Source organism: Bacteroides sp. Marseille-P8574 (assembly GCF_902825465.1).
In the GTDB taxonomy this organism is placed as follows: domain Bacteria; phylum Bacteroidota; class Bacteroidia; order Bacteroidales; family Bacteroidaceae; genus Bacteroides; species Bacteroides uniformis.
Map to the genome: position 1 here is coordinate 453,889 of NZ_CADEBE010000001.1, position 16,028 is coordinate 469,916.

Annotated in this window: 12 protein-coding genes and 1 tRNA gene; 7 read left to right on the forward strand and 6 right to left on the reverse strand. The window is 44.8% G+C overall.

Features of this window, described 5'->3' with window-relative positions; translation table 11 throughout:
• Positions 1-102: 102 nt before the first annotated feature.
• Entirely contained in the window at positions 103-1,722 is a 1,620-nt protein-coding gene (locus HUX74_RS01990; protein ID WP_005827934.1) for an ABC-F family ATP-binding cassette domain-containing protein, read from the reverse strand.
• Between the two features lie 221 nt (positions 1,723-1,943).
• On the opposite strand from HUX74_RS01990, the gene HUX74_RS01995 reads away from it, so the two are divergent.
• Positions 1,944-2,576, forward strand: a complete 633-nt coding sequence (locus tag HUX74_RS01995; RefSeq protein WP_117601472.1) for a nucleotide exchange factor GrpE — start codon at positions 1,944-1,946, stop codon at positions 2,574-2,576.
• 11 nt (positions 2,577-2,587) lie between these two features.
• The gene (gene dnaJ, locus HUX74_RS02000; protein WP_117966609.1) at positions 2,588-3,760 is read left to right on the forward strand and encodes a molecular chaperone DnaJ; all 1,173 of its coding nucleotides are present in this window, start codon (positions 2,588-2,590) and stop codon (positions 3,758-3,760) included.
• A gap of 74 nt (positions 3,761-3,834) precedes the next feature.
• On the opposite strand, the gene HUX74_RS02005 is transcribed toward dnaJ, so the two are convergent.
• The 5 genes from HUX74_RS02005 to HUX74_RS02025 form a co-directional block, all read right to left on the reverse strand.
• Complete coding sequence (locus tag HUX74_RS02005; RefSeq protein ID WP_034523374.1) at positions 3,835-4,293, reverse strand: WbuC family cupin fold metalloprotein; 459 nt, start codon at positions 4,291-4,293, stop codon at positions 3,835-3,837.
• Positions 4,293-4,640, reverse strand: coding sequence for a UpxY family transcription antiterminator (locus HUX74_RS02010; RefSeq protein WP_005836079.1), 348 nt, complete (start codon positions 4,638-4,640; stop codon positions 4,293-4,295). The genes HUX74_RS02005 and HUX74_RS02010 overlap by 1 nt, the downstream gene beginning before the upstream one ends.
• Positions 4,619-5,725: a Wzz/FepE/Etk N-terminal domain-containing protein gene (locus tag HUX74_RS02015; RefSeq protein WP_005836078.1), complete on the reverse strand. Its 1,107-nt coding sequence runs from the start codon at positions 5,723-5,725 to the stop codon at positions 4,619-4,621. Before HUX74_RS02015 ends, HUX74_RS02010 begins: the two co-directional genes overlap by 22 nt.
• Positions 5,726-5,733: 8 nt before the next feature.
• Entirely contained in the window at positions 5,734-8,202 is a 2,469-nt protein-coding gene (locus HUX74_RS02020; RefSeq protein WP_117601469.1) for an SLBB domain-containing protein, read from the reverse strand.
• 112 nt (positions 8,203-8,314) lie between these two features.
• Positions 8,315-10,015 carry an SDR family NAD(P)-dependent oxidoreductase gene (locus tag HUX74_RS02025; protein WP_117966615.1) on the reverse strand — a complete coding sequence of 567 codons (1,701 nt, stop codon included), beginning with the start codon at positions 10,013-10,015 and terminating at the stop codon, positions 8,315-8,317.
• Positions 10,016-10,213: 198 nt separating this feature from the next.
• Here HUX74_RS02025 and HUX74_RS02030 point away from each other — a divergent pair.
• From HUX74_RS02030 to HUX74_RS02050, 5 genes are all read left to right on the forward strand, one after another.
• A tRNA-Thr gene (locus tag HUX74_RS02030) sits at positions 10,214-10,286 on the forward strand.
• A gap of 373 nt (positions 10,287-10,659) precedes the next feature.
• Positions 10,660-12,171: a glycoside hydrolase family 43 protein gene (locus HUX74_RS02035; RefSeq protein ID WP_119961675.1), complete on the forward strand. Its 1,512-nt coding sequence runs from the start codon at positions 10,660-10,662 to the stop codon at positions 12,169-12,171.
• Between the two features lie 168 nt (positions 12,172-12,339).
• Positions 12,340-13,251 (forward strand): PD40 domain-containing protein, encoded by a 912-nt coding sequence (locus HUX74_RS02040; protein WP_174646120.1) that lies wholly within the window; start codon positions 12,340-12,342, stop codon positions 13,249-13,251.
• 66 nt (positions 13,252-13,317) lie between these two features.
• Positions 13,318-14,355 (forward strand): endolytic transglycosylase MltG, encoded by a 1,038-nt coding sequence (mltG, locus tag HUX74_RS02045; RefSeq protein ID WP_174646121.1) that lies wholly within the window; start codon positions 13,318-13,320, stop codon positions 14,353-14,355.
• Positions 14,356-14,431: 76 nt separating this feature from the next.
• On the forward strand, positions 14,432-16,024 hold the full coding sequence (locus HUX74_RS02050) for a thiamine pyrophosphate-dependent enzyme (RefSeq protein WP_117966620.1): 1,593 nt from the start codon (positions 14,432-14,434) through the stop codon (positions 16,022-16,024).
• Positions 16,025-16,028 lie beyond the last annotated feature (4 nt).

A 16,028-nucleotide genomic window follows, 5' to 3' on the forward strand; every position in this document is an offset into this window, starting at 1 on the left:
TTGTTCCACCGTGGTGAAAAAATCGTTCCACCATGGTGGAACGATTTTTTCCTCATGATGGAACGATTTAAAATATGCTTATTTAGTCCTTAGCTTCCGTTATCACTTTGTTGCGTACATACGTGCACGCAACTCCTTGATGTGGTCTGAAGTGATGTATTCGTCATACTCCATCATCTTGTCGATAATACCGTTCGGAGTCAATTCGATGATACGGTTGGCAACCGTCTGAATGAACTCGTGGTCGTGGGATGAGAAAAGGATATTGCCCTTATAGGTCTTTAGATTATTGTTGAATGCCTGGATAGACTCCAAGTCGAGGTGATTGGTAGGTGTATCCAGAATCAAGCAATTGGCATTGCGCAGCTGCATACGTGCAATCATGCAACGCATCTTCTCACCTCCCGACAATACGCTTGCTTTCTTCAGCACCTCCTCACCGGAGAACAGCATACGTCCCAGAAAACTCTTCATGTAGACTTCATTGCCTTCGCCGAACTGGCTCAACCAGTCCACCAGATTCAGGTCTGTATTAAAGAATGCAGTATTGTCCAGCGGCAGGTAAGCGGTGGTGATAGTCACACCCCAGTTGAAGGTACCCGCATCCGGTTTCATATTCTCGTTGATAATCTCGAACAGGGCGGTCATGGCACGCGGGTCGTGCGAAAGGAATACAATCTTGTCTCCCTTCTCTACATTGAAGTTGACGTCGCGGAACAGCACCGTACCATCTTCCAGCGTTTTCGTCAAACCGGAAACTTCCAGAATCTGATTACCCGGTTCGCGTTCGGGCGTAAAGATAATGCCCGGATACTTACGTGATGACGGCTTGATTTCTTCTACATTCAGTTTCTCCAACATCTTCTTGCGGCTGGTAGTCTGCTTGCTCTTTGCCACATTGGCACTGAATCGGCGGATAAACTCTTCCAGCTCTTTCTTCTTCTCCTCGGCCTTTGCCTTCTGGTTCTGCTGCTGACGGAGCGCCAGCTGGCTGGACTCGTACCAGAAGCTATAGTTACCGGCAAAGAGGTTAATCTTTCCGTAGTCGATGTCCACCGTATGCGTACAAACGGAGTCGAGGAAGTGACGGTCGTGGCTTACCACCAGCACCGTATGCTCAAAGTTGGAGAGGTACTCTTCCAGCCAAGTCACGGTCTCCATATCCAAGTCATTGGTAGGCTCGTCCAGCAGCAAGTTATCAGGATTTCCATAGAGAGCTTGCGCCAGCATGACACGCACCTTTTCCTTGTTGTTCAACTCACCCATCAACAGATAATGCTTGTCCTCCTTGATACCCAAACCACTCAACAAGGCGGCAGCATCGCTTTCGGCATTCCAGCCGTCCAGCTCGGCAAATTTCTCTTCCAATTCGGAAACCTTCAGTCCATCCTCGTCTGTGAAATCCTCTTTGGCATACAGCACTTCACGCTGCTTCATGATGTCCCACAACACCGTGTGTCCCATCATCACCGTGTCCATTACCGTAAAAGCATCCCACTTAAAGTGGTCCTGGCTCAAAACGGAAAGACGCTCTCCCGGAGCCAGCATGATGGAACCCGTCGTAGGGTCCAGCTCCCCGGAAATCGTTTTCAGGAAAGTAGATTTTCCGGCACCGTTGGCACCGATGATACCGTAACAGTTACCACTTGTAAACTTCAGGTTTACGTCATTGAACAACACTCTTTTACCAAACTGTACTGAGACATTAGAGACTGTAATCATCTTTATATTTACGATTTATTTATTTACAATTTACTATTTAATACCTATTAGTCTGCGAATTGCGAGTGCAAAGATAGTTATTTTTCCATGAATAGACACAGAGAAGCGCTGTCAATCTGACATAAAAGTATTACCTTTGCAGCGTTTTCGGCAAAAACATCCGTTTTGGCAAAGTTTTTGCTGGAGCACTGATATCGTATTAACTTAAACCCTTAACAGCAATGAAAGCAAAATCATTTTACAAGAATAATAAGCATAACAATATGAATCCGAAAGAAAAAGAAAACAACCAGGAAGAGGAGCTGAAAACTCAAGCTACTCCTAACGAATGTGACGAAGAAACCGTAGGACAAGAAGTTTCACAAGAAAACGAAGCTCCCCTAACAGAAGAAGAAAAGCTCGCTCAGGAACTGGAAAAGGCCAATGAACAGATTGAAGAGCAGAAAGACAAATATCTGCGCTTGTCTGCCGAGTTTGACAATTACCGCAAACGTACCATGAAGGAGAAGGCAGAACTCATCCTGAACGGTGGTGAAAAGAGTATCAGCAGTATCCTACCCATTGTGGATGACTTTGAACGCGCCCTCAAAAACATGGAGACAGCTACCGATGTAGCTGCCGTAAAAGAAGGCGTTGAACTTATCTACAACAAATTCATGTCTGTATTGGGACAAAACGGCGTTAAGGTGATAGAGACAAAGGAACAACCGCTCGACACAGACTATCACGAAGCCATCGCCGTGATTCCGGCACCCAATGAAGCACTGAAAGGCAAAATTCTGGACTGCGTACAAACCGGTTACATCCTAAACGACAAAGTGATCCGTCATGCCAAAGTGGTAGTCGGAGAATAACATAAAACTGTATGGAAAAAAGAGATTACTACGAAGTATTGGAAGTCGAAAAGACAGCAACGGTAGAAGAAATAAAGAAAGCCTATCGCAAAAAAGCCATCCAATATCATCCGGACAAGAATCCGGGCGACAAAACAGCCGAAGAGAAATTCAAGGAAGCGGCAGAGGCATACGACGTACTAAGCAATCCGGACAAGCGTGCCCGCTACGATCAGTTTGGCCATGCCGGACTGGGTGGTGCCGCCGGTAATGGTGGTCCGTTCGGCGGCTTCAGTGGAGGCATGTCCATGGACGACATCTTCTCCATGTTCGGTGATATCTTTGGTGGACACAGTGGAGGAGGTTTTGGCGGTTTTGGAGGTTTCGGCGGAAGTGGCGGCACACAACAACGCCGTTACCGTGGTTCGGACTTGCGCGTCAAGGTAAAACTGAACCTCAAGGAGATCTCTACCGGTGTGGAAAAGAAATTCAAGCTGAAGAAATACGTGCCTTGTACCCACTGTCATGGCACGGGAGCCGAAGGCGACGGCGGCGCCGAAACCTGCCCGACCTGTAACGGTAGCGGCACGGTAATCCGTAACCAGCAAACCATACTCGGCACCATGCAAACAAGAACCACTTGCCCAACTTGTGGCGGTGAAGGCAAAATCATCAAAAACAAGTGTAAGGAATGTGCCGGTGAAGGTATTGTATACGGTGAAGAAGTAGTAACCGTAAAAATCCCGAAAGGTGTCGCAGAAGGTATGCAGCTCTCTATGGGAGGAAAAGGAAATGCAGGCAAGCACAACGGTATGCCGGGAGACCTGCTGATTCTTGTAGAAGAAGAACAAGACCCGAACCTGATACGCGACGAAAATGACTTGATTTACAACCTGCTCCTCAGCTTCCCGACAGCAGCCTTGGGTGGTGCAGTAGAAATTCCCACGATTGATGGAAAGGTGAAAGTAAAAATTGACTCAGGTACGCAACCGGGAAAAGTACTCCGCCTGCGCGGCAAAGGTTTGCCCAACGTGAATGGATACGGCACGGGAGATTTGCTAGTAAATGTCAGCGTATATGTACCCGAAACGCTGAGCAAGGATGAGAAGAAAACATTGGAGGAAATGGAAGAATCTGATAACTTCAAGCCAAACACTTCGATTAAGGAGAAAATATTCAAGAAGTTCAAGAGCCTGTTTGACTAATAACATGGTACATAAAGAAGCCTCCCGATATACAATAAAATATCGGGAGGCTTCTTTGTTTTATCAAAAAAATATTAAAGTTCCAACATCCGCTTCATAAAAGCCTTTATTCCCTCCACATCAGAAGTCTGAGGAGCCCATGAAGCCAAATCCTCTGAGGGTAGAGGCTGATATGGGCCTTTTTTAATTTCAAAAATAACGGTGCCTGACTCCAAGGCAATAATACTATGCCACGTATTAGAAGGAATCTCCAGACCATATTTACCTTCCGAAGGATTGAGGCATACCTTATCTGTTACATTACCGGCATCATCATAAAAAAATGCCAGCAGACTTCCACGCAAAACCAGATAAGTTTCTTCCTTATCTGTATGACGGTGAGGAGGAAGATAAGTTCCTGGTTCCAAAGCATTCAGCAACCGATGAATAGGGGCATCCATAGACGCATGAAAATTATAATTCATACGTAAACGGGAATTCTCCTTGGCTTGTGAAGTAACGGTATCCAGCAGCTCTTCTGTTATCAGCTTCATCATAACCTCAGCAATTGAGCAAACTTGGCAGGAAGTTCTGCTTTACCCGCTTCAATAGACAAACTTTTTCCTTCTTTATCTAGTAATATAGCAGCCTTCTGCGAGGAAGCCAATGAGGCAACTTCCGCCACATTACCAGCAACAAACAAGCATCCGGAAAAAAGAGGGGTAATCACCTTCCGGGTATGCCCTTTCCATTTTACAAACACAGCCTGCATCGGGCAATATGTAGTATATCCCGCAGCATTCAAACGCTGCATCAACTTATGTTCAGACTTAGGTGCTGTGTACAATGCATGCCAGCACATCATATCATTATCCGTCATCATATTGTTTGCTTTTTCCATCCCTTTAATAAATCTTTTACAAATAATATCCATCCCACACTGCCGACACCTGCCAAGAACATGAAGCCGATCAAAATCATCAATTTATTGGGCTTTGCAGGCTTCAAAGGTACCGTAGCCGGCTGGACAACCGTATATACCGGTGTAATCTCCTGCACCTTAGCTCTTGCCATCTGCAATTGTTGAGACACTTGTGTATATACTTGATAGGCTAAATTCATTTCATTCTGTAAACGCTCTTGCTCTGCGCGATAACTCAGTAATATTATATTCTGGTTTGCATCTACAAAATTTGCGTATTTCTTCTGGGCATCCTCATAACTGGCCTTTGCTTCTCCATAAAGTTTTTCGGTAAATGCCAAATCATGACGAGCCTTATTAGTCCGATAATCTGTGATGTAGTTCTGCAGGCAATGCATCACGGTATCCGTCAGCGAAGCAGATATCAAAGGATCCTGCATAGTAACAGACAAGGTTGTCACACCTGTCTTTTTGTCTACGGAAACAGAGATACGTTTACTTAAAGCATCTGCAATGGCAGACTCATCTCTAGTAAGACGAAAAGGATCCAGCTTTGCGTCCCCCTCTTCCGGTTCATCCTTAAACAAAGACAATGTCCATCCTAACACTTTAAAAGGAGCGGAGAAAATTGCACTCCACCAAGGAGAACGCTGTTCTTCTTTCAAATAAGCATATAAAGTCGTGTCTACTTTTGCTTTCTGATCCTTGACTTTAACATCGAACAGTTCAATCAGAAAAGGAGTAGAACTTACAATATCAGGATAAAGTTCGGGTGACAAAGCATCCTCACCAGAAGAAGTGCCCAAATTGATACCCGCCATGGCTGCAAGGGCTCCCATACTTCCACCACCAGATTTGCCACCACTCTCCGGAGCCAATGTCACACTTGTAGAGTACTCCTTAGGAATACTAAATGCAACAACCAGTCCTACAAGAGCAGCGATACCACACGCCTTAAAAACCAATTTGCGACTAGCCCATACTTTCTGGGCCAGTTCTATCAAATCTATTTCTTGTTCCTCAGGTTGTGGAGAGGTTATGTTTTGTATTCTTTCTTCGCTCATAATTCAAATTACTTAAAGAGATTAACCATAGTCGCAATCATCGCTGCAATAGAAGCTGTCGTACTTCCCATTCCCAGAATTTCAGCAGTAGTCATCTTCTTTTTCTGTTCTTTACTTGGAACAATTATTTCACAACCAGGTTCAATGGCTTTCTTGTTCCCTGCTTTTAAACGAGAAACTGTACCATTCATGTATATTACATAGACCTTACGTTTCTTGGCATCATTACCAAAACCACCAGCTTGATTGATGTAATATTTCAAGCTTTCACCCTTTTTATATAAAACTGTATTCGGATACATTACAGCACCGTTGATTTTCACTGTACTTACGTACTCCGGAACAAATAACACATCTCCCTCACGAAGCACCATATCAGCATCTGAACCGGGATTCTTCAAAGCCTCTCCCAGATTTATACCTACAGAATAGGTATCAGACAAATCCAATTTTTTTACAGATATGGAATCTCCACCTCCCGCTTGCGCCATACGCAGGGCATCTTCTTTACGGCGAAATTCTTCTTCGGTCATCCTACGAATAAGACGCGCTCCTTTTACATAAGCATCGGGAGTCACTCCACCAGCCTTAGCTATCAAGTCACTCAAACGTTCATTTTTTTTCGATAGTGCATAATTACCGCTAAAAAGAACTTCTCCTCCCACCATAACATTCTGTTGTTTAAAATAAGACGGACTCTTACGAATATAAACTTCATCAAAAGGTTCAAGATGGAAATCCTGGCTTCCTTCTCCCACCAATAAGCCATCTTTCAAATCAAAAGAGAAATTCTGGCCTACTGTAGTACTGAAAGATGTACTCTTCGTATCTTTCATACGCCGTGCCACTTCAACTTTCGTCGTAGCCGCTGCCTCCAACAAGCCACCAGCCTGCAACACCAAATCCTCTACTGTCATTTTATCAGAATAGAGATATGTACCCGGATTGGCAACTTCACCATGGATGGTAAGTGTAGCTTCTTCCTTCAAATCATGAATACTTGGGATATATAAAATATCATTCTTCTGCAAAGGAATATCTGCAGCCGTCCCGTTCAGCAAACCTTTCACATCTACTTGTATAATCTCATGCGACAAGTCTTCAAGCTCACGATCGATTATAGCACGGTTTAAGAATGCATCTCCGCGAAGTCCTTCTGCTTTCTTAATCAGCTGTTTCACTGTATTCATCGTACCGTCCAACTGATACAAGCCTTCACGATATACAGCACCGCGGACTTCCACACGATTCTCAAAACGTTGTAAAACGGAATCAACCGTTATCTTATCACCGTCATCTACGCGGAATACAGAATAATCCATCTCATCCACATTATAAATTTGATGCTCACGTCCACTTTTACGGATTATACGTAATGCTTTTTTATAAGCATCACCCGTAAAACCACCTGAATACTTCAATAATGTGCCTACGGTTTCAGTGGGTTTCATTTCATAAAACATCGGACGTTTTACCTTACCCAATATCTGTACCAATGACTGGTAAGGATCCACAAGAATTACATCACCATCCTGCAGACGGATGTCATCCTTCATTTTTCCTTTCATAAGTAAATCGTAAACATCCAAATCTGCTATTGTATTTCCATTGCGAATCACTTTAATACTGCGTAAACTACCAATCGGATTCACACCACCTGCACGATATAAAGCATGGAATACGGAAGCAAATGATGAGAGGGTATAAGTTCCGGGCACCATAACTTCACCCATAACGTTTACTTGAATAGAACGTATTTCTCCTAATGTCAATTTAACTTGGGTAGAGGGAACATTTCCAGTTACTCCAGAATATATTCTGGCAAATTCTTGTTTCAAATAATTATTGGCTTCACTTACTGTTTTACCACTCAGATAAACCGGTCCTAAATTATTCACAAGAATACTTCCTTCCGGAGATATTGTTTGTCGGATTGTTGTTTCAGAAGCTCCCCACACATCAATAATCACCTCATCACCAGGTCCCAGACGATAATTCTCGGGAGTAGCAACATTCACATTAGGTTCGAAAGTCAAATTATCGTTAGTAAAAATATTATGACCATAAATTTGCGAAGTCGGATCCCCCGCCCCTTTCTCTTGAGACAAGGAACGATTATCCATCATTTGTAAAGAATCCCCTGCAACATCCGTTTGCCTGGCAGAATACGTTTCCGAAGTTGTACGCAACCCTTTGACTACGCCACTCATTTCACCACGTTGACGAGAACGTTTCTCATCTTGGGTATTGCTCTGCGGACTTCCAGATTTAGAATTTTCATACTTTTTCTGAATTCTTTCAACTTGTTCCCTTGTCACTCCCCGCCGCATTAATTCAGTAGTAATCTGCTTTTGATTTTTACCCATCTGCTGAGCGCTTTTTACATACTGAACAACCTGATCATCTGACATCTGCTGAGCAAAAGCTACTCCTGACAAAGTAAATACCAAAAAGAATAGTGTTATTAATCTACGCATAAAATATTCTGATTAATCTTTTGAGTTCTTGTAATAAATATAAATCGGGCACAAAGGTAATATATTATTTTATAATATACATTTATTCCACTTCTAAGTTTCAGAAAAAGCATTAAAAAGCTGTCATTTTCACGTCTTTTCCTTGGGTAGAAGAAAGTGAGAAAATTGGCACTATTTTTTTCATTAGTCCAATCAAAATAGCCTTTTTTTCGGTATAACTATGTTGCACCAAGGCCAGCACTTCTTCCCGCACATGTTCATAATCATCAACAGATGCCTTTTCACGCTTTATCTTTTCACTGATTACAGAATCCAAAAGCCCATCCCCAGGCCCTCCTACAATGTACACTTCTCCTCCATCCCCCATGACTCCCACTTCCAGGGTGAGCATACAAGCTTCAGACAAGGTCATCAAACAATGCGCATTCATCGGATACATCTCACTCAAACGTACTATGAACATATCAGTTTCCCCTTTGTCGCGTTTCAACCTGCAATAAGATGACTGCACATACATTTCCGCCACACGCTTACTATATTCCATAGCATTCTCCGGATGACGTGCATTAGTTACAGACATCATAACCATACGGGACACTCTATACTTTACCGCCAGGTCCGCAATATTCACTGTTCCCGATATATTCGTTTGAATTGCCTCTGACACAAAATCATCCATCAGTTGTACATGTTTATAAGCAGCAGAATGAAAAACAAGTTGAGGACGTGTTCCTTCAAATATAGCCTCCATACGCGTACGGTTAGCAACATCTGCAACCAATACGCGGACCTCCAGATTCTTCCAATGATCAGACAATTCCAACTGTACATCATACAATGGGGACTCTGCCTGATCTACCAGAATCAACTGATAAGGATTCAGTGTAGCCAACTGGCGGACGATTTCCCTTCCTACAGCTCCCGCTGCTCCCGTAACCATTACTCTACGCCCCTCAATATGGGCCGCAATTTTACGCATGTCAACTTGTACCGGTTCTCCACGAAGCCAATCTTCTATTTGAATGTCCTTGATCAGTCCATCATCCATACAATCGCTTAAGGGAGGAACGGTCATTACATGAATATCATGAGAGAACAGTTTATCCAGCATTCCGGAATTTTCCAAATCCGATACCTTGCTTGGAGAGATAATGATTGTATCCACTTTCTTTTTCTTTAGACGATCAAACAGCTGTTCATCATTGGGATATACCCTGCATCCCATCGTATGTTTACCTATCATATCAAGTTCGTCCGAAATAAAGCCACGCAGGCGATAATGATTATTACGACTAACTCTCAAGGATTTTGCAACATCGACTCCAGTCCCATGGAATCCATAAATAAAAACATTCACGCAATGACGTGCATCAAAAGCAATAGCTTCATAAAGCATCTTCACAGCAATGCGCATACAAACCATCAGAGAGAAAGTAAACATATATGCCATAAACAGAATGCTGTTCGGCAAAGTTTCTTCAAGCCCCAAAACAGACCAACAGAAATTCCCCAAAAACAGTACAACATAGCTTATCGTAAGGCTCCAAAACACACGATAAATATCTACAAAAGAAGAAAAACGGATGACACCTACATAAGTACGGAAAATATGAAAGAAACAGACATTACACAATACAGCCCAAATGGTCAGCCATACATACAAAGAAATTTCATAAGATACGGACGAAAGCCTATATTGCAAAAAACATGCAGAAAGTATGGAAATCACAACGATAATTACATCTACCGACAACACCACCCATTTGGACGCTATGCGTGAAGAAAGATATTTATAATATGTTCTAAAATTCATAATCAGTATCAGACTTTTTGCTATAGGACCTACGACAAAGATGCTTCTTTTCGTTTTATTATCCAATTTTTAAGGCAATAAAGTTCAGAACATTCAAACAGAAAATTATTCTACTAAAATATTTCTAAAAAAAACAAGGATTCTTTTTGCCTTTTCAAATAAAGATGTACCTTTGCACCCCGTAAACAAAAGTTTATTGCCGCTATAGCTCAGTTGGTAGAGCAACGCATTCGTAACGCGTAGGTCGCCAGTTCAAGTCTGGCTAGCGGCTCAATATTAAAGCACTGATTATTCCAGATAATCAGTGCTTTTTCTTTTCTAAAATAAAAAACGCTCTTCTACGAGTATATTTGCATAAAACACAATGCCCTTTCAAACAGTTTAATCTATAGCCGCATGATTATCTCAAAATAGGTTTAAAACAGCACCATCTGATTACATCCACAGTCTAAAATGATAACTTGAAACATATAGATACACTATTAAAAACATAATACACCTATATTATATATAGTAATTCCCAATATTTGTGGCAACTTTTCAATAACCAAATTTTTCAATCTTAAATGAAGTATTGAGATGACGAAAAAACACAAGCTAAAATCAAAAGGTTACCATAGATTTCTATAATATACTATAAGAAAATGAAAAGAATCAAGTTATTTACAGCAGCTTTGCTGCTGGCGGCTATGTCCGCAGGAAACGATATGTGGGCGCTTTCCACTTCAGGAAAGAAAGACACGCATCCGGTAGAATCACCCAAATTCTTCAGTGGAAACGCCAACCCACTGTCGGATTTCATTTTTGTGGCCGACCCGACATCGATGGAATACAACGGAAGGCTCTATGTATATGGAACCAATGACACCCAGCAACTGGACAGTGTGGGGAAAGATGGCAAAAACACATACCAATACATCCATTCGCTGGTTATGTTGTCTACCGATGACATGGTAAACTGGACTTATCACGGACTGATTGACGTAAAGGCCCTCTCACCATGGGGTATAGCCTCATGGGCTCCATCCATTGTATCGCGGATAGAATCGGACGGTAAAACCCACTTCTACCTCTACTACTCCAACAGCGGTGCGGGCGTAGGCGTACTAACCTCCACCTCTCCCGTAGGCCCGTGGACCGACCCGCTGGGGCGTATGCTGGTGAGCCAGTTCACCCAAGGATTAGGCCACTGCAAAGCTCCCTTCGACCCGGGTGCCGTGATAGATGACGAAGGTATAGGATGGTTATCATTCGGTGGAGGCGGAAAGGGGGAAGTCGGCACCGACTACATGCCTGGAGATGCCCGCATTGTCCGCTTGGGCAAAGACCTGATTAGTCTGGACAGCGAGATAGTAGAGATAAAAGCTCCCTATCACTTCGAAGCCAATGAGCTGAACTACTGGAACGGCACATGGATTTATACCTACAATACCGACTGGAACAAGCGCACCGAATGGCCCCACGAGGGAGTGGACAAACCCAGCATCTGCTGCATGTCGTACATGACTTCACACACGCCTCTCGACACCGACAGCTGGAAGTATGTGGACAATTATTTCAAGAATCCCGGAGACTATGGTATGGGGTTCAGCAACAATCATACCCATCTGCAAAAATACAAAGGAGACTATTACCTATTTTATCACAACATGTGCTTGCAAGAACACAAAGGCACCAATGGCGGTTTCCGCAGCCTTTGCGTCAACAAGCTGAAGGTAGACGAAAAAAACGTGAAGCTGGAAATGGGAGAAGCCACACTGAAGGGTGTGGACCAGATAAAGCCAGTGAACCCGTTCATTCATCAGCAAGCAGAAACAACAGCCGCTACGCTAGGCATACACTTTGAGCCTACAGCCACACCCGGCAACATGCTTGCAGTGGGCAGTGAACAAAAGAAATCAGTTATATCCGTACGTGGCGTATTCTTCTCCGGCTTTCCCTCTCTATTCCGTGCCACAGCAGTAGGACACGGCACTCTGGAAGTGCACCTTGACCGCCCCGATGGTGAAGTACTGGCCTCCACCTCCTTCAATTCAGACTCTTTACAGACTGTCTCTACAAAGATAAACACAGACAAAGACGGTATTCACAACCTTTATTTCGTATTTAAAGGCAAAGAACTGAAGGTAGATGAATGGATATTTGAGAGATTTTGAAAAGCATAATCTACCGTAGCCCTCAAAAATATTCATTGCAATAATTATTTATATGATAAGCACTACGCATTCGGTCAGCACTACAGATTTTAATAAAAAAAATGCTCCGACTATGTAGTTTCCAATAAAAAATGTATCTTGCGGAGATTTATTAAATACGATATAAACATGAAACCCTATTTAATCCCCTTCTTTGCAACTGTTGCACTGACCGCAACCGCTCAACAAAAAAACGAGATTACCAGCGTCCTCGAAATACTGGATGTAACCAATGGTAACCGGACCGTCGTCAAAGAATTTCCCTACCGGATTGAAGCCCCCAATTGGACGCCCGACGGGCAATGGCTGCTATACAACAGCGAAGGAAAGCTTTACCGCCTTTCCCCCACCTCGTCTGCCGAACCGGAACTGATAAACACCGGATTTGCCCAAAACTGCAACAACGACCACGTCCTCTCGGCCGACGGACAGCAGATAGCCATCAGCCACGGGACGAAAGAGGACTATAAATCGCGCATTTATACACTTCCCATCACGGGCGGCACTCCCCGTTTAATAACGCCTATGGCTCCCAGCTACCTCCACGGTTGGAGTCCCGACGGTAAAGAACTTGCCTATTGCGCCGAACGAAACGGCAACTATGATATTTATACCATCCCCGTGGAAGGAGGTGAAGAAACCCGCCTGACCACTGCCGAGGGTCTGGATGACGGACCGGAATATTCCCCCTGCGGACAATACATCTGGTTCAACTCCGTACGCACCGGACTCATGCAAGTCTGGCGCATGAAGGCAGACGGCTCCGAACAGACCCAGATGACCTTTGACGAAACCCGCAACTCCTGGTTCCCCCACATCTCTCCTGACGGAAAATCCGTTGTATTCATCACCTACTACAAAGGTGACCTGGAACCGGGAGAGCATCTGGCAAACAAGAACGTAGAACTACGCCTAATGCCCGCAAACGGTGGAGAACCCAAAACTTTGTTAAAGATTTTCGGCGGACAAGGCACCATCAATGTCAACTCATGGGCACCGGACAGCAAACGCATAGCCTTTGTCAGCTATCGAATTAACTGATATGACTTGATGATTTTCACTCCATTTTTTACTAACTTTGCCCGACTAAAGATGCAGTAAAACAAAATGGAAAAGAAAAAGAAGAAAATCATTATCGGAACATTCGTTACACTAATTCTTATTGGAGCAGCTTGTGCAGGAACAGTATACTACTATCTGTTTGCCCCGCAATTCCATCCGCAAAAGACAGTCTATATCTATATAGACCGCGACGACACCGCTGACTCCATATATAATAAGGTGAAACAACAAGGCCATCCCCGAAGCTTCACCGGCTTCCGCTGGATGGCCCAATACAAGAAATATTCCGAAAACATACACACCGGACGCTACGCTATCCGGCCGGGAGAAAACGTATATCACGTATTCAGCCGTCTGTACCGCGGATATCAAGAACCTATGAACCTCACCGTCGGCAGCGTACGCACGCTGGACCGCCTGGCACGCAGCATAAGCAAACAGCTCATGATAGACTCCGCCGAAATAGCCGGACTGATGAACGACTCCGCATTCCAACAAAAACTGGGATACACCAAAGAGACCTTGCCCTGCCTCTTCATCCCCGAAACCTACCAAGTCTATTGGGACATGAGTGTGGAAGAGTTCTTCGAAAGAATGCAGAAAGAGCACCAAAGGTTCTGGAACCAGGAACGCCTAGGCAAAGCCACCGCCATCGGAATGACCCCGACGGAAATCTGCACCCTTGCCTCCATCGTCGAGGAAGAGACAAACAACAATCCTGAAAAACCGATGGTAGCAGGGTTATATATCAACCGCCTGCACGCCGGCATGCCCCTGCAAGCCGACCCTACCATCAAATTTGCCTTGCAGGCCTTCGGCTTGCGGAGAATTACGAATGGCCATCTGGCGGTAGAATCCCCCTACAACACCTACCTCAATACCGGATTGCCTCCCGGCCCCATACGCATCCCCTCACCCAGCGGGCTGGATGCCGTGCTGAATTATACGAAACACAACTACCTCTACATGTGTGCCAAAGAGGACTTCTCGGGCACCCATAACTTTGCATCCAATTATGCCGAGCACATAAAAAATGCAAGAAGATATTGGGATGCATTAAACGAAAGAAAGATTTTCAAGTAATCTGCTGATAAAATAAAAGCAAAATCCTATATTTGCGTCAAATATTAATCCATGACTAACACTTAAATATTCAGATATGAGCAAGCAACTCTTACTTGGCGATGAAGCCATTGCACAAGCTGCATTAGATGCCGGACTTTCGGGCGTATATGCCTATCCCGGCACTCCTTCTACGGAAATCACCGAATATATTCAGATGGCACCGGTTACTGCTGAAAAGAACATTCATAACCGCTGGTGCTCTAACGAAAAAACTGCGATGGAGGCTGCCCTGGGCATGTCCTTTGCAGGCAAGCGTTCACTAGTGTGCATGAAGCACGTGGGTATGAACGTGGCTGCCGACTGTTTCATCAACTCTGCCATTACCGGCGTAAAAGGTGGTCTGATAGTCATAGCTGCCGACGATCCCAGCATGCATTCCTCGCAGAACGAGCAGGACAGCCGTTTCTATGGCGACTTCTCCCTCATCCCGATGTACGAACCAAGCAACCAGCAGGAAGCATACGACATGGTATACAACGGATTCAGCTTCTCCGAACAGACCGGCGAACCCATCCTGATGCGCATGGTTACGCGCCTGGCACACTCCCGTTCCGGTGTAGAGCGCAAGGAGCAACAACCGCAGAATGAGATTTCCTTCAGCGAAGACCCACGGCAGTTCATCCTCCTGCCGGGTAATGCACGCAAACGTTACAAAGCATTGCTGCAACGCCAGGACGAATTTATCAAAGCTTCTGAAAACTCCGCTTACAACAAATATACCGACGGTCCCAACAAAAAGCTGGGTATCGTGGCATGCGGCATCGGCTACAACTACCTGATGGAAAACTATCCCGAAGGCTGCGAATATCCGGTACTGAAAATCGGACAATACCCGTTGCCCAAGAAACAGCTGATGCAGCTGGTAGAAGCATGTGACGAGATTCTGGTACTGGAAGACGGACAACCGTTCGTAGAAAAACAGCTGAAAGGCTATCTGGGCATCGGCATCAAAGTAAAAGGCCGTTTGGACGGCACTCTTTCACAAGACGGAGAGCTGAACCCGGACAGCGTGGCACATGCCGTAGGCAAAGAGAACAAGGCTGAATTCAGCGTTCCTTCTCTGGTAGAGATGCGCCCGCCCGCTTTGTGCGAGGGTTGCGGCCATCGCGACATGTACACGGTGCTGACCCAAGTATTGAAAGAAGAATATCCCACTTATAAGGTGTTCAGCGACATTGGTTGCTACACGCTGGGAGCCAACGCTCCGTTCAACGCCATTAACTCTTGCGTGGATATGGGCGCCTCCATCACCATGGCGAAGGGTGCTTCGGATGCCGGTCTGCATCCTGCCGTAGCCGTTATCGGCGACTCCACCTTCACCCACTCGGGCATGACAGGACTGCTGGATTGCGTCAACGAAAACGCCGACGTCACCATCGTCATCTCCGACAACGAAACCACCGCCATGACCGGAGGACAAGACTCTGCCGGCACCGGACGTTTGGAAGCCATCTGCGCCGGCATCGGTGTAGCTCCCGAACACATCCGCGTCGTAGTTCCTTTGAAGAAGAACTACGAAGAGATGAAGCAAATCATCCGGGAAGAAATCGAATACCACGGCGTATCCGTCATCATCCCCCGCAGAGAATGTATCCAAACATTAGCACGCAAAAAAAGAAACAAGTAAAGCC